Source organism: Microcoleus sp. AR_TQ3_B6, assembly GCF_036702785.1.
GTDB lineage: Bacteria > Cyanobacteriota > Cyanobacteriia > Cyanobacteriales > Microcoleaceae > Microcoleus.
On sequence record NZ_JAUBVJ010000015.1, the window covers coordinates 1 to 16,246 of the forward strand.

15 protein-coding genes and 2 tRNA genes are annotated in these 16,246 nt (G+C 47.6%); 5 read left to right on the forward strand and 12 right to left on the reverse strand.

Annotated elements, in window-relative coordinates; all coding sequences use genetic code 11:
- The first annotated feature begins 246 nt into the window (after positions 1-246).
- Positions 247-522 carry a LapA family protein gene (locus tag QUB56_RS09995; protein WP_332954995.1) on the forward strand — a complete coding sequence of 92 codons (276 nt, stop codon included), beginning with the start codon at positions 247-249 and terminating at the stop codon, positions 520-522.
- A 14-nt stretch (positions 523-536) separates the two neighbouring features.
- Here the strand turns inward: QUB56_RS09995 and QUB56_RS10000 are convergent, their stop codons facing one another.
- From QUB56_RS10000 to QUB56_RS10015, 4 genes are all read right to left on the reverse strand, one after another.
- Positions 537-1,508 carry a hypothetical protein gene (locus QUB56_RS10000; protein WP_332954996.1) on the reverse strand — a complete coding sequence of 324 codons (972 nt, stop codon included), beginning with the start codon at positions 1,506-1,508 and terminating at the stop codon, positions 537-539.
- Between the two features lie 154 nt (positions 1,509-1,662).
- The gene (locus QUB56_RS10005) at positions 1,663-2,721 is read right to left on the reverse strand and encodes a hypothetical protein (RefSeq protein WP_332954997.1); all 1,059 of its coding nucleotides are present in this window, start codon (positions 2,719-2,721) and stop codon (positions 1,663-1,665) included.
- A 554-nt stretch (positions 2,722-3,275) separates the two neighbouring features.
- Positions 3,276-3,950, reverse strand: a complete 675-nt coding sequence (locus QUB56_RS10010; RefSeq protein WP_332954998.1) for an Npun_F0813 family protein — start codon at positions 3,948-3,950, stop codon at positions 3,276-3,278.
- A gap of 693 nt (positions 3,951-4,643) precedes the next feature.
- On the reverse strand, positions 4,644-4,982 hold the full coding sequence (locus QUB56_RS10015; protein ID WP_332954999.1) for a hypothetical protein: 339 nt from the start codon (positions 4,980-4,982) through the stop codon (positions 4,644-4,646).
- A gap of 319 nt (positions 4,983-5,301) precedes the next feature.
- Between QUB56_RS10015 and QUB56_RS10020 the strand changes: the two genes are divergently transcribed.
- Positions 5,302-5,375, forward strand: a tRNA-Arg gene (locus QUB56_RS10020).
- Positions 5,376-5,556: 181 nt separating this feature from the next.
- Here the strand turns inward: QUB56_RS10020 and QUB56_RS10025 are convergent.
- The 8 genes from QUB56_RS10025 to QUB56_RS10060 all read right to left on the reverse strand — a co-directional run bounded on the left by QUB56_RS10025 (position 5,557) and on the right by QUB56_RS10060 (position 13,923).
- Complete coding sequence (locus QUB56_RS10025; RefSeq protein WP_332955000.1) at positions 5,557-5,832, reverse strand: flagellar alpha dynein; 276 nt, start codon at positions 5,830-5,832, stop codon at positions 5,557-5,559.
- Positions 5,833-5,864: 32 nt separating this feature from the next.
- The gene (locus tag QUB56_RS10030; protein ID WP_332955001.1) at positions 5,865-6,194 is read right to left on the reverse strand and encodes a hypothetical protein; all 330 of its coding nucleotides are present in this window, start codon (positions 6,192-6,194) and stop codon (positions 5,865-5,867) included.
- A gap of 141 nt (positions 6,195-6,335) precedes the next feature.
- Entirely contained in the window at positions 6,336-9,092 is a 2,757-nt protein-coding gene (locus QUB56_RS10035; RefSeq protein ID WP_332955002.1) for a DUF3854 domain-containing protein, read from the reverse strand.
- A gap of 1,122 nt (positions 9,093-10,214) precedes the next feature.
- Positions 10,215-10,427, reverse strand: coding sequence for a hypothetical protein (locus tag QUB56_RS10040; protein ID WP_332955003.1), 213 nt, complete (start codon positions 10,425-10,427; stop codon positions 10,215-10,217).
- A gap of 5 nt (positions 10,428-10,432) precedes the next feature.
- The gene (locus QUB56_RS10045; RefSeq protein ID WP_332955004.1) at positions 10,433-10,675 is read right to left on the reverse strand and encodes a hypothetical protein; all 243 of its coding nucleotides are present in this window, start codon (positions 10,673-10,675) and stop codon (positions 10,433-10,435) included.
- 96 nt (positions 10,676-10,771) lie between these two features.
- Positions 10,772-12,232 carry an IS110 family transposase gene (locus tag QUB56_RS10050; RefSeq protein ID WP_332955005.1) on the reverse strand — a complete coding sequence of 487 codons (1,461 nt, stop codon included), beginning with the start codon at positions 12,230-12,232 and terminating at the stop codon, positions 10,772-10,774.
- Positions 12,225-12,587 (reverse strand): hypothetical protein, encoded by a 363-nt coding sequence (locus QUB56_RS10055; RefSeq protein WP_332955006.1) that lies wholly within the window; start codon positions 12,585-12,587, stop codon positions 12,225-12,227. The genes QUB56_RS10050 and QUB56_RS10055 overlap by 8 nt, the downstream gene beginning before the upstream one ends.
- Positions 12,588-12,777: 190 nt before the next feature.
- Positions 12,778-13,923 (reverse strand): tyrosine-type recombinase/integrase, encoded by a 1,146-nt coding sequence (locus tag QUB56_RS10060; RefSeq protein ID WP_332955007.1) that lies wholly within the window; start codon positions 13,921-13,923, stop codon positions 12,778-12,780.
- Positions 13,924-14,103: 180 nt separating this feature from the next.
- On the opposite strand from QUB56_RS10060, the gene QUB56_RS10065 reads away from it, so the two are divergent.
- The 3 genes from QUB56_RS10065 to QUB56_RS10075 all read left to right on the forward strand — a co-directional run bounded on the left by QUB56_RS10065 (position 14,104) and on the right by QUB56_RS10075 (position 16,148).
- Positions 14,104-14,171: transfer RNA gene (locus QUB56_RS10065), tRNA-Arg, on the forward strand.
- Positions 14,172-14,231: 60 nt separating this feature from the next.
- Positions 14,232-14,393, forward strand: a complete 162-nt coding sequence (locus QUB56_RS10070; RefSeq protein WP_332955008.1) for a hypothetical protein — start codon at positions 14,232-14,234, stop codon at positions 14,391-14,393.
- 225 nt (positions 14,394-14,618) lie between these two features.
- Positions 14,619-16,148, forward strand: coding sequence for a site-2 protease family protein (locus QUB56_RS10075; protein WP_445243328.1), 1,530 nt, complete (start codon positions 14,619-14,621; stop codon positions 16,146-16,148).
- Positions 16,149-16,246: the final 98 nt, after the last annotated feature.

The following is a 16,246-nucleotide window of genomic DNA, read 5'->3' on the forward strand; positions in this document are numbered from 1 at the left end:
CGAAAAATCTGCTCTTCATCCCTTGGGATTGTCTTGGCAACTAGAATAACTGCTACCCCTATTTATTGAGCCGATACGTTAAAATTAATAAAAAAATTACGAAATTTTTCCCGCCTCTCCTTGACTTTTACCCTAATTTTGTGGTATATTATTAAATAATTTGATGGTTAAAAAAATAATAGTTTTAGACATATTTCCATTATTAAATAATAATATCAGTTAGATGACTAGCCGGTCAACGCGTTTATGAAAACAATTCCTCTGCTCGCCATTAGTTTTTTAGTAGCAATTTTAGCAAGCGCGATCGGCATTATCTCTGTGCAGAACGCCGCGCCAGTATCCTTAAACTTTATCTTTTTTCAATCTATACAAATGCCCGTAGGAGTAGTATTGGCAATGAGCATGAGTGCAGGACTGATCGGAGGTGCGCTACTGCAACCGCTGTGGAACCTTTCAGATTCCCAAAACTCGCGTCCTAAATTTCAGGCAAATCCAGAAGAATCCGACACCGTACAATATTAAGTAGATTTGATCCCTTAGAGGGAATACACCTGACCGTCAATCAGCAATCGAGTAATTCCCTTAGCTAGCAAATAAGGCGCGGTTTTTTGCAGCATACTGCCGTCAGGAATCTTGAAAACCCTTTGATTGCGAGTAGCAAATCGGCGGGCCACTCGGTGATTGTCAAACACTGCCAGGGTTTTCTCGCGAATTTCCGCCGCCGGAATTTGACCGAGTTCGCCAAAAGCTTTTAGAGGTCTAGTGATTAACTCCGCCCCCCGATCGACGACCAAATAACAAATTTTGGGCAAAGACGCTTCGCTTAAAGGCAAAACTTGAATCAGCCCTGTACCCCGAAGCTCGATCGACTCCCCCAACGATATGGAACCCAGCAGGCTGCGTTCAAACAGAGAGTCTTCATCCTCTAAATCTTCGTCGAAGTCGTCCTCTAAATCGTCTTCATCCTCATCCTCGTCGAAATCGCTAAAATCTTCACCTGCCAGCAGCCCGGATGCTGGCAGTATTGCCTTTTGTTCACCAGTCACAACAGCGCGGTCGCTCCGAGCGGCCTTCTTTGCTGCTTGGACATCTGGCAAATCAGAAACATCCAAATCCGACTCTACAGTTCCTCGAATTTCGAGTTCTGCAACTGGTTCAGGGGCTGATCCAGAACGCTTTCGGATCGTCGGTCTCGAATTAGAGGTCTCCGGAGGCAGGGGGGCTGACTCCGACAGGGGGACACCTACCGGATCGGTTTCGCCATCGGCCGACGACTCAGTAGTCCTCTCTGTCGGTTCAGAAACACTTGTGCGATCGGACAAACGCTTTTGTTTTTGCTGGACTAGAAATTCATATTCCGGCTGCGACAAAGCCCCCTGAATGATGCGCCTCACAGTCGAACTGCTCACTCCGTAGCGCTTTGCCAAAGTGATAGTATTCTCGTTTGACTGTCGGTACAGCCTGATGAGTTCCCGTTTGTCTGAATCGGAGAGTTTTGTAGGCGTCATGCCAAGTTTTCCAGCAAAAAGACGTGAAAAGACGCAGGCTAGCAATCAGCGAACTGTGATTTTTCATTTTTGATTTCAAGCTCACAGATGCCGACAAGGGCAAAAAAGCTTTCGCGTCCCCATCGCTTGCCAAACCAACCCCAATCTCAAATCGCTACGCTGCGCGACGACTGCGTCTGCTCTGGCGAGAACGCGTTGAGATGTCATGTTCCAAGATAGCTCCTATTCCGAACAGGATGGCGCTGAAAACAAAAAAGACTTCCAGCAAACTGCCGCTTTGATAAGTACCCTCAGCCTGAGTATCGCGCCATTTAAAGTACATATCTGCGATGTAAAGCGAAAAAGTCGCAGCCGCAATCATCCTCCAAGATTGGGAAAAACGTCCTCCCCAAAACGCCAGCAGCAGTGCAGTAGCAATAATCAGCAGAAAAACGTCCCCGACGATGTAAAACAAATTGATTGCATTTTTGTAAGGTGACAGTTGCTTGTCAAGTGCCATCACCCATGCGGGAGCTTTGATTTCCTCTGCTGCTTCTTCGGGTGCTGATTCAGCATCAGTCGCTGCTGCTCCTTTTGTCTGTAACTTGGACGAATTGTCCAAAGCAGGCGCTTTTCCTTTGGCAGCGGCCGATGGTGCAGATCCTGTCACTACTTCCTGAGTGGCTGCTGTGCCCATTCCTAGCTGTGCCCTCCAAGAGTCAGGTGCAGCAACCCAGATAGCTACAGCAATCCCGAAGGCTGCAATTCCCGCTAACAAACCCCACTGCCAAATTTCTAGATTCAGCCGCTTGGAAGTCACAGCTAGAACCATGCCCCCAATCAATACCACATAGCTGCCCAGATAAAACGCATCTGCAGGAGACACGTCCGGGTCTAACTCGAAATAGAGTTCCCAAATCCCGAACAGCACGCCGCCTAGGAAATAGAACAGCATCCCCAGACCAATGCCCAGCCAGACGTTGCGCCCGCTGACCATGTGCGGGCTTTGCCAGTTTCTAAAACAGACTAAAGCCGCTCCCAAGTATGCTCCGCATTCAAAAATATAAGTGCCGATCGAGTACCAAAGAGGTAAACCCTCTTCTACTGAAAAGGGGACGCTGAACAGCAAAAAGAACAGCAGCGCCATTACAGCCCAGACAATGCCCGCAATCACTAGGGTCTGAGCTGACAGTAAAGATGGAGATGTAGATGACTTTTCTGAAGTACTACTCATAGGGATTCCACGAGACCTAACTAGCGGTTGAACGCACCCCATCTCAATTTTTGATTGTAGATGAGGATTCTTTCGCAACAGAACCTTTGTCTGACGCTCCCGGAAAAACTGGCGTCCTCAGCGTGCCCTTGGGACTTTTGCCCTTGTACACTCTAGAAAGACTAAGCAAGAATAATATCTATTTACTAATTCAAGGAATTAGTCGTTAGTCGATCTTTTGCCCGGAAATTAATGATAGAAATACGGTATATGTCTCCACCCTTAAGGCTTTTACAGTACCCAATCTATCTCTGAAATTATACCCTCAAAAGTTGCGGCATCTGTTTGTTTGCTTGCGCACTCCCCAACTCATATCTAATGATTATGGGTGGGGGAGTGCGATCGATCGACATTTAATTAAATTGCCAGACCTTAAGTGGCTTCCAAACCGACTCAACAATTTTGTTGCTTCATACACGTTGGTAATCCAACCTGTATATCACCTACCCCCTAAAGTGCAATTATCTGAGCTCAATTATCTGGGCCCAATTGTCTGAGCAATTGTCAAAGATTTTCTATGCTGCGATCCACAACTTGTTGAGGGCTGATTGTTTCAGCCAATCTAGAAACTGAGTGCGATCCGGTGCTGGCATATCTTGCAGCACATCGCTCACTCCCTCAGCGAAGCCCGTATCGCCAAAGTATGATTTGCCCAAACGGTGGAGTTCTTGCAATAATGTCTTGAGATGCTGCTCTTGCCAAGGCGGCGCCTTGTGATTTTGCAAGGGACTAACGGTTAGCCAATTTTTGATCGCATCAGGGGAGTCTGCCTGGGGGAAGTTTCCCTGCTGAAATACCTTGGCGATATCTTTCTGAAACGATGCGGCTTGCCTTGCGCCTAAGAGGTCTTCTACATCGAAGTAAACAGCTTGGAGGAGCAGCAGACAACCCTGCGCGAACAGCGGTGCTTTGGTTGCTTCATTACCTGCCGGTTCTTCACCGGCAAGCTGATCTAAACGGACTTTTCCCCAGACGCTATATCGATCCGGCTCTTCTAGCAGAACACAGGCTTTGCCTCGGTTGTCGGTTAAGTCCCGCCACAAGGCTCTGGCGTCTTCTGCTTGCTTGCCGTTGAAGGCGCTGATCAGGCGAAAAGTCTGCCCCTGATAATTGAGAATGGGAATTTGTTGATCCCGTTTTGGGTGTTGAAAATTGGTTATTTCAACATCCTGCCGTTTCAGAATAAACATGACACTGCGATTTGACTCCTGTCATGGCCGAGGTGCTGTGCTTTTGACACTCCCCATGCCTAAGGGCGAGGGGATTCTTGATTCAGCGAGTCCACTTAAATTAGCAGGATTGCTCCCGATCACCCAGAGATGGTGCTCTCCTCAAGCGTTCCGATACTTTTTTGCTAACAAATGCTAACAAGTATCTAAGCTGAGATTGTCTCTCTGCTTTGGCGTATCAATCAATGCACGAAGGAAAATCCCCCGCGCACAATTTACAACCCCTGTACTGGCAACGCTTGATTTTCGCGCTCTTGCCGAGCGGGCGATTGACTGTGTTGCTTTGATGCCGTAGAGGAAGCTTATATAGAGCCTCCATACCATCAAGGATTTTCACCTGAGTCTTTCAATCCTAGTTCTACCACATTTTTATCAAATATCAAGTCGAGCCGAATGTTGGCCAACATAACTAAATATCAGCGAATCAGTCATTCTGGCTCAACTCATGCCTAAAATCAGGGAACGATCTCTGGTTTTTCGGTCATGCGGTCAGCGTTTTAGGCTTTACCACTATCGAATGTTAACATAACCAATAGACATCCCTGAAAAAGCACCTGTGACTCTTGTCCTGTCTGACCTCGGTCTTATTTTCTGAGATATCCGATCGACAAAATATTTGGGTTTCAACTCGACCTCTAAATACCTTACATTAGTTCACGTCCTACCTAGTTTTGATTGTAACTTTACAATTGTGCTGTTTGCAGGTGAGTCCTGACAGCTTTTGTCAGATACAGCCTTGGACGCACAGGCACTCTCATCACCTTGGTTTTTTTCCCCCATCGCTCTCCACGCCGTATTTTCGTACATCAAACCGGTTTCTGCGTAAGTCGTAAAAAAACTCGGTAACTGGAAAACGAGCGTCCCAAAGAGAACCAGCCCGGGAAACGACCCTTCGGCTACGCGAGCGGGCATCGCCTGGGCGGTTGAAGCCGCCGTGAATCTTCTCTTATAATCTAGGTGCGAGTAAGAATAATCAACTACGTGTTGAACCATTCCTAGTAGGGAGAGATTCCCGCGAAGCACCTAATTGCATAGAAGCACAACACAAAAAGAGCCAGTAATGGCAGGGTGGGGAGCGTACCGGATTGGCTAGTGTTGAGTTCCCAAAGGGATTTGAAAATAAATGTTACCCCAATAGCAATACCTCTGGGTAGTTGTTTTGAGCGTCAGGGTACCTTGACAATGCCTTTGAAGATCGCAGATCGATTCTTGAATCGAGCGTATGTTCAGACCGCTTGAGTGTCAAAACATAATTTACTTGCTCGATCGCACATTCCACCGATAGAATAATGTTGTTAGCGATTTTTGAGTTGGGTGCGTAACTCAGTTGGATAGAGTAGCTGCCTTCTAAGCAGCGAGTCGCAGGTTCAAGTCCTGCCGTACCCGTTAATCAAACCTAATAGCATCAATGCTTTGAGCCGTTCTTTACCGTAAAGGAGAGAGCGGCTCAAACCTTATTTGTTGTGCGTTTGTTGTGCAATTGTTGTGCAAGACGAATGCACAACAATTGCACAACACTGCCTACCTGGGTCAGGTGGTATCCCGGTATCCTTTCGGCAGACACGGGTCAACTCTCCGAGCCCAATATTTCCAAGAACGTCTCCACGTCCGCCAAGTCTGCCCTCGACTTTTTGCGCCGCGCTTTTAACTGGTTGAGCAAGTCGGCCGACTCTGGAAATTCTGTGACGGTCGGAGCCGAGTTTTTATTTTCGTCCCGATCGCGCCGTGCTTCCTTGAGCTCTTGTTCCAGCATCTGCACCTTCAGCCCTAAATCGCCGTTGCGCTCGTGTAACTGATTCAGTTCTGCATCCCATTCTGTAAGTTGCTTGTTGGCCGCTTTCAATTCCTGCCTGAGCGATTCATCGTTGCCATCGCTCAGGCACTCAATTTTCCCAAGCGTTCCTCAATGGCGGCCATACGCTCCATGACGGGGTCAAGACTTGAACTTACAGCCTTGTCTACAATGTCTACAACATTTGTAGACACGACGCTATCATTACTTCGTGTAGACAAATCTGTAGACGGTGTAGACACAATATCGTCGCTAGCTGTAGACAATGTAGACAGGGGTGTAGACGTGCCTGAAACTTCCTTGAGAATGCGTTGTGCAGCTTGACTGACCGACTCACCCTCTAGCCTCTGAGCTTCTATCCAGTTGAGGAAGTGACCGGAAGCTCTGAACGATACGACTTGACTTTGACTCATCGTAGACACCCGTATACAGTATTTGTCTACAATAACAGACGGCTGTCTACAGTGTCAACAAATTGTCTACAAAACTTGTAGACACAAAAATCCCCCAATTAAGGGGGATGAGATTGAGCCGTTAGTTGTCAGGCAGAGCCTCTAAATTTTCCGCAGGTTACAGAAGAGCATTGAGATTACCCGTCCGCCCCTCATACCTTCGCGCTCTTGCCAGTCCACTTTGCAACTGATACTGGTGGTAATCTCAACGATGCGACCGTGCCAGTTGTAGCTAGAATCCTCTGGCTTGTTGCCAGCCACTTTGTCTCCGACCCTGAAAGCTTTGAGCGGGTCAGAGCAGGGGACGCCTGTAAGCAGTTCTGTCAGTTTTTGCTTGTCGGAGTCTGAGAGTTTAGAGAACAAATTGCAAAAGTCCAACAAAGTGGGAGAAATTGCTTCACTTGCTTCACTTCTTCCCGCCGTAAGGGTTCTAGCTTCACTCGGTGCTTCACTTGGTTTGGCGAGTGAAGCAACAAGTGAAGCTGTCTCTCGCTCTGTGTGGGCAAGTGAAGCAAGTGAAGCAATATTCAGAGGTGAAGCAGAAGTTTGAACAATTCCCGACAAATAGAATTTCCCTTTAAGGGGGTCAAGACTGCCACCTTCGGTATGTCGCATTTTCTGGATTTTAGGAAAAATCTCTGAAAACCTTGCAAACACTTGGTTTATAGCTTTCACAGGCGTGTCATATTTGTTAGGAAGGTCATGCCAAACCATCTTGTTCTTGCCTTCTCTATCTTCAATTTCCAACGTCCCTGTCTCCTGATACCAGTCAAGCAGCAGCTCCCACGCATCTTCGATGTAGATGCGACAACCAGATTGTGCCTCAATACCAACATCGCGGACAAATTGCCAGAGGTGGCGGCTTTCCTCCTGGGCCTTCTGCATTGCATCCTTGGTTGCCTTGTAGTCGATACCCTCGGTAAGCAACAACGGCAACCGCTCCAGCAACTTGTTAAGCATCGCCGGCGCAATTTGCTCAAGAATGAACTTTTCATCCTCCTTGAAGCGAGGGTCGGCTTCTAATTGCCCCTCGGCAGCGATCGCATTTCGGACATAGGTTTTGTCAAACCTCAGGATGCCGTAACGGTCGTCAATGGCGGCATTTCCCCCAGTGATAGATGGCAGCTTGTTGCAATTAGCAAAAAAGATAGCGGTCGGTTTGTATTCGTAGCTGTCTTTACCCTTCCGCTCGATGTCGATCGGGTCGCCTGTAATGAGTTGCTTAAGACTCTGAATGTTGTCTAGGTCTACTTTTGCCGTGTTTTCAGAAGCCCAGTTGCAGATGCTTCCTTCAATCCCCGCCAGAGTGAATTTGCGCCCCATATCGTAGGATTTAAAATCCGACAGCGACTTGCCAGTCATGCCCTGACCAAAAACAGCAGCTAACACAGCCCGCAAAGTATCTTTACCGTTTGACCCTTCCCCGTGACAGAGCAAACCTTTTACTCCCCGCCCCGTCAACTTTGAGCGCACCAGTTTTAGGTTAAGTGCAGCGGCAGCAGTTCGCAGGAATATTTCACGCTGCGACGGCTCCAAACACTCCAAAAGGTGATCACAATCCGTCGAGTCAACAGCGGGGTCATACTTACAACCGACATAGGTGTAAACGTGCTTGGGGTTATGCGGTACAAGCGAGTGAGAGCCATCAGGGTTAATTTTTACTACGCCGCTAGAAGAGTTTAATCCTTCTGGGTTGATGGTGTTGGGGTCTACAGCTACAGCCAAGAGCATAGAGCTATAAACCTCATTGACGCTTGCAGAGTTAGCTCGATTGCAGCGATATTTTCCCTTAACGAATTCAGAATAGGTACTCAACCAATCAAAGATTCGCCGCTTCTCAGTCGCTTCGGGGCGCAGTTCGTAATGAGTACCAGTGAATTCTAAAAGCTGTCCGGCTACCGATACCCAAGGGGAGCCAGTGTACAGTGCTTCGATGGCTTTTTGGACAAAGTTTTGCTCTGGAGCGGGCGCAGTATCTGGGATGTAGTCCTCGTTACTACTAGAAGACTCCAAATATACTACATCTTTTCGCGTGCGCGGGTGAGAAGTAGAAGAAATATTAGGGTTTAAAGAGTCATTTTTGCGATCGCTTTTTTTGAGTTGTTTTTCCCATTTTTCTAGAGCTGGCGCGCTCGCAGCAGCTTCTTTGAATGCTTCACCGCCTTTAGCTTTAATGAAATCATCCATCCCTTTGAACTGCGTATCCCAAACAGTGATGTGTACTTCACACCCGTGCTCACCTAACAAGCGGCTAAACTTCAAAATGGCTGCACGGCAAGACGGATTGGCCGCATAGTCCGAGTCAAAATCAATGTAATGAGTTGTTCCCGGTTGCGCCCACTCCTCAATAAAGCGTGCCAGCCTCCCGTCTTTTCCCCAGTTCCAAACCCCTGTCAAAGCAATAACTGCTAAGCCCAGACTTAAACCGGCCCCCGCCTTCTTAACTCCTTCTGTCCAATGGCGAGGAATGGATTTGTCAGCGTGAACCTTTGCCCAATAGTCTTTCTCAGGCATTGCCAGAAATATTGCATCCGGTTCCATGCCGCTGCCTGTAAGGTATTTACACTCCTTAGATCCTTCAGGGTGGTGTGGCTTGTCTGGCTTACCTTGCCCGTACCACGTACCCATAAATGCGCCTGTCCGCCAGTTAACGCCTCGACACCACCAGCCACCTGTCTTGATGGGTTCCTTGGGGCGTATTCTTTCGTTAAATTCCTTGACTGTCAGGGATTCTATGTTGAGACGCGCGATTGCTTCCAATACGGCTGAGCCTTCAACCCATTCAATGATGTGTTTTTGGTTGAAAGATTTGAAACTTTGAAATGCAAAATTTTCCCCGTTGGGGTAGGATGTAGTCATATGCCCTCCTTTTGGGCGACGTGATCCAAAAAAGCCGCTGTTTCAGGTTCCAATTGTCGCAGCGGTTTTTTGGTGCTTACAAGTAGTATTTGACAATTTAGAGCTAGACAGGGGGAACCGCTCCGCTGAAATTAATAAGCGGAGGCGGCTATGAAATCACAACGCTGTCTCTGTGGCGGCCAATGCCTATCCCACAGACTTTGCTTTATTTCCTCAAAGGTAAAATCTTGCCGCTCAGGGATGCGGTTGCTATCTAGGGTTGTCTCTAGAAAAAGTAGTAGAAGTATTGCAGGGCTGAAGAATGTCGTTCGTAAGGCAGCCCATTCACCTAGCCACACACTCGCAATAATTTTAGTAACTGAAATCTCCCAAAAAGCTTGGCTTTTAGACACACTCTGCTTGTTGAGCCTGCGTCGTGTGAGCAGGATGAAAGCCCTTAGCACTTCATTGAGCCGGAGCCAATAATTTCTCCCTGTTATTCCCTCTAACAAATTAAATACTTGAAACAAGTTGCGACCGCCCTGGGGCGCCACACAAGAGAGAAATGGCTTTAACTTACGAAGAAGGGACTTGTTCATGAGATCTAATTTTACCTTGAGTGGACTTTTTGGGGTTTATGGCAAAGCGTCCCGATTCAGAAGATGCTCCCGCTCCGCTTCCAGTTGCGCCCATACCTGCCCCATCGTCATACCAGTCTGGCGAGCCAATCTTTTTAGCAAATGTATCCTGGGTGTGTAGACGTTAGGCTTGGTGCGTCGAAGTAGAGCTCGGCGACTACAGGTTTGTAGCTTGGGGTAAAAAAGTAGTTTCATCTAATTGAGTCTGTTTGGTCTTGATGCAAAGTGCTACGGATCAACCCTAGGTTGCGTATAACACCCAGGTGGATGAAACATAAGCCTGATAAAGGTTTGGCGCTTCATATTGGCTGGTTTAGCCTTGGCTGACCTGTCAACCTCTGAAGCGCTTGCTCTGCAAGCATTTGAGTATAACGGTTCTTATGAGAAACCCTAGGGTTGTGCAAACCGCTATAAGATTTTCAGCGATACTCGATAGTACGCTTGCTAACTTTTCCGAAACCTATTAGGTTTCTTAAGCAATAACGCTAAAAAACAGGTGCTACAGCTACTCTTCAACCGAACCCTTGCACTGTTGCACACACTCAAAATTTTCTACGTAGTACGAGTACAAACCGGGTTCATCTCTTCGAGCATAGAAGTGCTCGTTCGACTGCCACGTAAAGTCCTTGGCCCTGAATGCAGCTAGTAGCTCGGAAATCTGCGATTTAGTTCCAACAATTCTGATATTTGCTCCTCGTTGCTTTGCGGTTTTTGTCATTACTTTTACTCCGGTGCTGGTTTAAATTTTATCGGCACCGAGCTCACTAACTCAATTTCCTTTATCAATACCGAAGGGACTTCTCGATATTGATAAATGGGATTGTCTTTATTGTTATTGACGTAAACAATGTTGCAATTTTGAAAAACAGCATCGTCGTGAATTATTGTCCCAGGCGGTTTTCTGAAGGTAGCTCGGGTAATGTATGGGGCGCGTTGTTTGTCTTGATATATTAGTTTGACAATCATGGCTTTTTGGTTTTACTGGGTATCACACAGTCTGGGGACTGACAAAGACGTGGTCGGGGGGCGGGTCATAACCTGGCTTCCCCCCGACCCACGCTCCTAATCGTCTAGCCCGTTGTCTACAGTGTCTACAGCGTCCACATTGTCTACAGCTCCTACAATTTCTGCAACCAATTCACGCCAAAGCGCGCGCGCAGCTTTGGCCGCCAAACGCGAGCGGACAAGGCGAATGGGTTGCTTCTGACTTTTAGCTTCCAAAAAGTAAGCCACTAGCTTGCCTACAGCCGCGTTTGGCGGTCGATTTCGCTGCGGTTCAATGCGGGTAAAAATCCATTGCCATAAAGCTTTTCGGCAAACATCACTGCCTGTTTGAGAAGTCTTTTTCTTGTCATCGCCTGACCATTGACGCACGGGAGCCACACCAAGACTTTTCATAAAACGTGCCTCGCTACGGCGCTTTGTTGTAACTTTCTTGGAGTTACGCCCCCTCGTTTTGACTACTTCTGGCTTGTTGTCTGAACCAAAGAAGTTTTGAATGGGGAAAATCTGGCTAAGGATTATCCCTTGAGTTCGGACGCCAAACCCAAACCGGGCAAAGACTTTTCTATACGGAAGAAACCGCATATCTGTCTTAATCAGGTTCGCAAGTTCTGTTTCGATCAGCCGTTCTTGCAGCGCCAGGTCGCAGTACATCTTAGCGGCAAACCTGCATTCGTCTGTGAGTCCAGAGCCGACGCTCAGGTCGTAAAGGCGATCATACCTGGAAGAGTTTCGCTCCCCTGCTATCCAGCCCCATAGCAAAGGCGGTAAGTTGTCATCCGCTCCGATCGCCGATTTCACGTTCATGACTTCCGGAAACTGCCAAGCCAAATCTTGTCGCAGGCGATTGATTATGGGCGACTGCACGCGGTTGTAATGGCACAGTCTGAGGCAGAGCTCGCGGACACGCACAGTCACAGCATCGCGCACCTGTAAAAATCGCCGGGGTAGGTGCTGATAATCGAAGTAGTAGCAAGCTAGGGCGAGTGCATCTGCATCATCGTCTTTGTCTGGAAGGTCAAGAGTTTTGCGGTAGCTCGGAAGCTTATTGTTGCTAACAAGTCGCACCTCTACACCCACCTTTGCAAGTTGAATTCCCCAGAGCCTCTGATAGTTAATTCCTGTGGGTTCCATCAGAGCCACGTCCGGCTTGAGCGCTAGCAACTGCTTGATTCCCGCAGCATCAGCGTTCAGCTTGAAAAATTCTAAGGAATGATAAGCCTCCCGAGGCTGAGCAGGCTTTTGGGTTAACAGGCACGCGACAACAGAGCTTTTGCAAATATCCAGCCCTAAAACTCTAAGCCCAGGGGCTGAATTATTTCCCGTATCAAGCGATTGAGGTTGATTGTCTACAGTGTCTACAACCTGCGGAGGAATGCCGTAGGTTTCTAACAGCGCTTCCCACGTAGCAGTTCTGGAAAGCTTACCGAACCGCTTGGCGTCTTCGCTGGTAAAACCACAATCGGAAGCGATCGCCCTAAGTTGGTCAATTCGGCGGTGGCTGACAATAGGTTTATTCATTGTTGCCCCCTTCCGCACGTTCTGCGGCAAGCATGATGGCGACCACAGTTGTGGTGATTTCTTCCAACCGCTGATTTGCTAACTCTAGGGCAGCCGGGACGGCATCACGATAAAGCTTTAAAAGCAACAATGCCTGAGAACTCCGAACTGGCTCAGGCAATACGCTCTCACTCAGATGGGCGTCGAGCGAAGTTAACAAGACTGTACAGTCCCGAGAGTTCATCAAACCTTCGGCACAACGATTTGCAAGGATTTGCAGTCGCTTGAGTGCTTTGATATCGATGACAATTTTGCCACTCCAATCAAGCGTTAAGTTTTGCGATCGCCCTTCCGGGGTCGCGTCATTTTTTGGCATAATAAATCCGCTCCAAGCGTTCCAATACAACGTTTGGGGAAGTCGTGACTTGTTCGGTGTTGACGCACCGGGCAGTCGCGCCTCAATCTTCCTTGTTACTTACGATCGCAGTATTGCAGCCAATTGTCAAGGGGTGACTGCAAAGTTTTGTGTCCCAAAAGTTGCCCGTAGAATCAACATATTAACAGCATCAAAGCGGGCGTAAATGCTCCAATATTTTGTTATCTAAATAGTGGGAATTAATAATACTTTCCGACGTATCACACCAGCGAGCAATTACCGCAGATGGGATACCTTGCGCCAATTGTTCGCTAATAAAAGTATCCCGACAAGAATATGGGGTAGTAGGCTTGTAACCAGGTTCCCGTGTCTTGTCAGTGATAGGTACAACTATCTTGTGCCAAGCTCTTTGAGAAAAATTGCTGTAGTTGATGGCCTCCCCAGTTGGAGAAGAAAAAACCAATTCTTTAGAATCAAACTGTTTGGGCTTAATTGACACTAAAAACTCTTTCAACTCATTATTACAGGGGAATTTTCGGTGTTTGTTATTTTTACTACCCTTACTCTCAACAGCTTTGCCCTCAATGAACTGAATGCTGCTGTTGAACAAAACGTAAGAACAGTCTGGCGAGACATTTCCCCAATTCAAGCCAATAGCTTCGCTAGGACGACAACCCGTTAAAAACCAAAATTTTACTAATGGGTAATATGTGTGGTAACAGTGTCCGGGCTTATTTTTGTGAGACTCAAAAGCTTGTAACACCAGCAACTTTTCTTCAGTGACAAAAGCATTAGGATTGGGGTCATTCTGCCAGTTGTACCTAGGTAAATCATTAGCCATATCTTTGTAGGGACTAACAGGCAAAATAATTAACCCATGCTTGATACCCCAATTAACAGCAGCATTTAAGTGGGTGAGAATGCGCTTAGTCATGTCTCCCGTTGTTGTCCCTAAAAGGACTTCGCGAACTTCTAGCGCTTGCAGAATATCCGAAGGACACTTGGCTACGTGTCGCCCCAACGTAGTCCGTAAGTAGTGCAAAGACTTTGGCTTGAGCGCACCCTGCTTGTAGTTTAAATATTTGTCCCACAACTCTTGCAGCGTCAGACCTGTTGCCCCAAATTTAGCCTGTACCAGATTCCTGTGTTTGTGGGGTTGGACAGGCTTGTATTTGCTTAAATCATTTGGGTCAAATATCCCTGTCAGGATGTCAAGCTCAATCTGCTTAGCCTTACATTCTGCGATCGCCCGGTTTTCCAAAGTATCCGCCAGACCGATATACAGAAACGTATTTTTACCGGAATAAAGCTCGCGGGGTAAATGAAGGCGTAGCATACCTCGGCTTGCCATCACTCCGACAGTCCCCTTTCTCCGACGCTGAGATTGGTTTATTTGCACGATCGCGCCCTCAACTCTACAGAGCTACAATATCAAAATGTTGTGCAATTGTTGTGCAATTGTTGTGCATCTTTGCTTGGTTTTAACTAACTAAACCTTGAAAAACTTACGCACAAAGGGATGCAATAATTTGATGCTACTGCCTTCTAAGCAGCGAGCCGCAGGTTCAAGTCCTGCCGTACCCGTTACACAAATTTAATGATATCAATGGTTTCAGCACTTTTTTACCAAAAAGGAGAGAGCGGTTGAAATCTTATTTGCTTCGGATTGGTTTCGGATTCTGGCATCCGAAACCAATCCTTGAAAAAGCCCCGCCTGCCCAACCCGGACTCATCTTCTCTCGGACGGGCGATCGACAGTGCTACCCTTCTGAGTATATGTTTGCCACAGCCGATGTGGTATCATAAAAAGTCTATTGTGTCAATACCCAAGCGCCGGCGATGTTAAAACAGCACCATCCGCCGATTGTGGGTCGAGTAGCCCTCAGGGGTTATCCTTAGTAATCAGGCTAGTTTCCGACAGGTTTGGATATGTTCCCAACAACTCTATTTCATATTCCCCAAAATTTAATGCTATTACTCGACCGCAGCGCGATCGACCGATTAAAGCCCCTATTCGCGCAAGCAAGCGGAATGCCTATAGTTGCATCGGAAAATACGGCAACAATTGCGCTCCTATTGGTTGCTCTGGGAATTCTGGGTTGGGGATTTTATCGCGCCAGACCTTTTGGCAAACTGGGAATTTTGGCTTGGTTGCAGTCAGTTGCCCTGATGAGTCCCTGGTTGCTGTTCTTTGGTTTGTTCGCCGTCGGCATTTACCTCAATCTAGTTGCGGTATTGTTGCTGCTGGTGGCATCCACGGGATTATACATTTATCTGGGCCGGCAATTGCGTAAGGCTGCATCCGATGCAGCGCTGCAAAAGCGCCCCGATGCTGCTGAGGTAAAGTCCCAAAGCGATGCTTTCTCGGCCCCTGACTCCCAGCCGACACCAGCCAAAGAAACCATAAAGATCGTCACCTCGTCGCCGGAGAATAATGAATCAGAAAAAATTCCCGTTCCAGTTGAAGACCTCAAGGCAATTAAAGGCATCTTTGGCATTGATACTTTCTTTGCCACAGAAACAATTCCCTATCAAGATGGGGTGATATTGAAAGGCAATCTCCGAGGAGACCCCGAACAAGTACACTCACGTTTGACGGCAAGTTTGGCAGAAAAATTAAACGATCGCTACCGCCTATTTTTAGTAGAAAATCAGGACGACAAGCCAGTAGTTATTATCTTGCCCAGCACCAACGACCCGCAGCAAACTAACGTATCTCAAAAAATCCTAGCAGTCGTGCTGCTGCTGGCAACAATTGCTACTACCTTAGAAACAGGCGGTTTGCTGCTAGGTTTCGATTTCTTTAACTCGCCCGGTCGATATCTCGAAGTGCTGCCAATTGCGGCAGGAATTTGGGCGGTTTTAGGCTCTGGCGAAATTGCTCGCCGAGTGCTGGCAAATCGGTACAAGGTTCGCTTGAGTTGGCCGTTTTTTATACCAACTTTGCAGATAGGTTGTTTTGGAGCGATCGACCGTTTTGAGTCGCTGCTACCCAACCGTAAAGTTTTGTTTGACCTCGCTTTTGCGGGGTCAGCCGCTGGGGGAATAGTTTCTCTGCTAATGCTGGTAACGGGTTTGCTGCTGTCTCACCCCGGGAGTTTGTTTCAAATTCCCGCAGAATTTTTCAAGGGCTCGGTTTTGGTGGGAACTTTGGCAAAAGTGGTTTTGGGTGCCCGCTTGCAGCAGCAGATTGTTGACGTTGACCCGCTGGTAGTTATTGGTTGGTTGGGCTTGGTAATAACGGCGATTAATTTGATGCCCGCCGGACAGTTGGACGGGGGTAGAATAATGCAAGCCATCTACGGTCGGAAAATAGCAAGTCGCGCTACTTTGGCGACGTTTGTGGTGCTGGCGATCGCTTCTTTAGTTAATCCTTTGGCTCTGTATTGGGCGATCGTGATAGTAATTTTACAGCGGAATCTGGAGCGGCCGAGCCTCAACGAGCTGACTGAGCCTGACGACGCTCGCGCAGCTTTGGGTTTGCTAGCTTTGTTCTTGATGATTGCTGCGCTGCTGCCGTTGACTCCGGCAATGGCTGGCCGTTTGGGAATTGGGAACTAACAGTAGCCAGGTGTTTTTGGTAATAGCCTCTTGGGGTGCGGTAAATTAGTGGAATATAGGAATTGAGCGATCGAACTGGGAAACTCAAGGGCGATCGG

Coding starts and splice junctions, on each gene's coding strand:
- QUB56_RS10060 (WP_332955007.1), bottom strand. CDS start 13,923: ATGCTACGCCTTCATTTACCCCGCGAGCTTTATTCCGGTAAAAATACG.
- QUB56_RS10045 (WP_332955004.1), bottom strand. CDS start 10,675: ATGATTGTCAAACTAATATATCAAGACAAACAACGCGCCCCATACATT.
- QUB56_RS10035 (WP_332955002.1), bottom strand. CDS start 9,092: ATGACTACATCCTACCCCAACGGGGAAAATTTTGCATTTCAAAGTTTC.
- QUB56_RS10015 (WP_332954999.1), bottom strand. CDS start 4,982: ATGGTTCAACACGTAGTTGATTATTCTTACTCGCACCTAGATTATAAG.
- QUB56_RS10075 (WP_445243328.1), top strand. CDS start 14,619: ATGCCTATAGTTGCATCGGAAAATACGGCAACAATTGCGCTCCTATTG.
- QUB56_RS10050 (WP_332955005.1), bottom strand. CDS start 12,232: ATGAATAAACCTATTGTCAGCCACCGCCGAATTGACCAACTTAGGGCG.
- QUB56_RS10000 (WP_332954996.1), bottom strand. CDS start 1,508: ATGACGCCTACAAAACTCTCCGATTCAGACAAACGGGAACTCATCAGG.
- QUB56_RS10030 (WP_332955001.1), bottom strand. CDS start 6,194: ATGAGTCAAAGTCAAGTCGTATCGTTCAGAGCTTCCGGTCACTTCCTC.
- QUB56_RS10005 (WP_332954997.1), bottom strand. CDS start 2,721: ATGAGTAGTACTTCAGAAAAGTCATCTACATCTCCATCTTTACTGTCA.
- QUB56_RS10010 (WP_332954998.1), bottom strand. CDS start 3,950: ATGTTTATTCTGAAACGGCAGGATGTTGAAATAACCAATTTTCAACAC.
- QUB56_RS09995 (WP_332954995.1), top strand. CDS start 247: ATGAAAACAATTCCTCTGCTCGCCATTAGTTTTTTAGTAGCAATTTTA.
- QUB56_RS10040 (WP_332955003.1), bottom strand. CDS start 10,427: ATGACAAAAACCGCAAAGCAACGAGGAGCAAATATCAGAATTGTTGGA.
- QUB56_RS10055 (WP_332955006.1), bottom strand. CDS start 12,587: ATGCCAAAAAATGACGCGACCCCGGAAGGGCGATCGCAAAACTTAACG.